Below are 1,633 nucleotides of genomic sequence, written 5' to 3'. Positions count from 1 at the left end.
AGAGAATCTAGGCCGTTCCCGGTCCTTTGAGTAGCCGGTAGAATTGAGAACTACCCTTTCATTGGTGGAAGGCCATGGATCGACTCGAAGCGATGGGTATTTTGTTGGCGGCGATAGACAACGGAAGCCTGTCCGCCGCGAGTCGAAAGCTTCACATTCCTCTGGCGACTGTGAGCCGGCGCGTATCCGAGCTGGAGGCACATCTGAATGTGCGATTGCTCGTGCGTGGTACCCGCAGGCTGACACTGACGGAAGCCGGACGCGGTTATGTGGCGTCTTGCCGGCGGGTTATGGAGGAGATCGCGGAGATCGAACGCACGACTTCCGGTGAATATCATGCGCCGCAGGGAGAACTGGTAATCAGTGTGCCGCCGGTAATGGGGCGCATCCACGTCATGCCGGTGATAGTCGAATTTCTCAGCGCGTTTCCGCAAATCCGCATGCGCGTGCAATTGACAGACCGGCTCGTCAATCTGCCGGATGAGCGCGTAGATCTCGTGCTGCGGCTTGGGGAGCAACCGAGCAGCAGCCTGATTGCAACGCGTGTCGGCCTGCATCGGCAAGTGCTGTGCGCAAGCCCCGCCTATCTGAAAAAGCATGGGACACCACGGAAGCCCGAAGATCTTCTTTCGCACGACTGCGTGACATACGAAGGGTATGCGGTGGGCAGCAACTGGGAATTTCACTCAAGAGGCCGGACACTGAAGATCGAGGTGCCGTCCCGGCTCGTGGTGAGTTCGGTGGAGGCCGCCGTCGTTGCCGCGGCGGAAGCGGCCGGCATTGCACGGGTATTGTCGTACCAGATTGAAGAGCCGGTGAAATCCGGTAGTCTCGTGAAGCTTCTGGAAGCCTTCGAACCGCTACCGGCGCCTGTCAACCTCATGTACGCGGGCCAAGGCCAGATGCCGCTCAAGCTTCGGGCGTTTATCGATTTTGCGGTGCCGAAACTGAGGGAAAGGCTCGGCCTCGCGAGTGCTGCAGGTCCGCGGACGCCACGCCCGCGCCGCACGCGTGCGGCATCGTCACAGGAAGCCTGAAAGTTTCCGCCAGTCTGGGCACATTCTGCGCGGTGCCTGGCGGTGGCCCGGCTATGCGACAAGTATTCTCAGGGAGCAGCGGCATGAGGTCCAGTATGGCTCACCATCCGCTATTTTCTGGACTTTGGGCAGAGTGCACGGGTGCGGGAAGCCTTAACGGTTTCGCCGGTGCGGAATCCTAACTGTTTGCTCGTTATGCTAGTGCGACGTCGAAGTAGTCAAGGCAGGAGCCACGGTCGCTACGCTAACCACCGTTTATGAGCGCACCCATGGCCAGGCGCTCCAATGATCCGTGACCGGTCCTGATCGCTGGGGCGTGGCTCATTCCTTCTGCTGCAAAGCGAGCAACTCCCGCTTCGCCGCGGCCAGCACTGCGTCGGAACGCTTTTCGTCGGCCATCACACGAGACACCACCAGAGCCCCGATCATGGCGCTGACCGCGAACACGGCCTTGTCTGGATCGTCCCCGCCCAGCGCGCCGTCCATCCGGCCGATGAACCGTTCGATGTGGGCCGACATCGCCTCGCGCCCCGCCTAGTCGGGGCGCGCCCCCTCTCCCCCCAGCGCGGCGATTTGGCAGCCAGTCGTGCGCGCGG

2 protein-coding genes are annotated in these 1,633 nt (G+C 61.6%); one reads left to right on the top strand and one right to left on the bottom strand.

Annotated features, from left to right (window positions below; genetic code table 11):
• Positions 1 to 74 precede the first annotated feature (74 nt).
• Positions 75 to 1,037 (top strand): LysR family transcriptional regulator, encoded by a 963-nt coding sequence (locus tag P0D89_RS52715; RefSeq protein WP_408365151.1) that lies wholly within the window; start codon positions 75 to 77, stop codon positions 1,035 to 1,037.
• 321 nt (positions 1,038 to 1,358) lie between these two features.
• Here the strand turns inward: P0D89_RS52715 and P0D89_RS52710 are convergent, their stop codons facing one another.
• Positions 1,359 to 1,556 carry a hypothetical protein gene (locus P0D89_RS52710; RefSeq protein WP_408379580.1) on the bottom strand — a complete coding sequence of 66 codons (198 nt, stop codon included), beginning with the start codon at positions 1,554 to 1,556 and terminating at the stop codon, positions 1,359 to 1,361.
• Positions 1,557 to 1,633: the final 77 nt, after the last annotated feature.

The sequence above is a fragment of the Paraburkholderia sp. RL18-085-BIA-A genome (assembly GCF_046027075.1).
Classification (GTDB): domain Bacteria; phylum Pseudomonadota; class Gammaproteobacteria; order Burkholderiales; family Burkholderiaceae; genus Paraburkholderia.
This window is presented reverse-complemented; position numbering and strand designations above follow the sequence as displayed.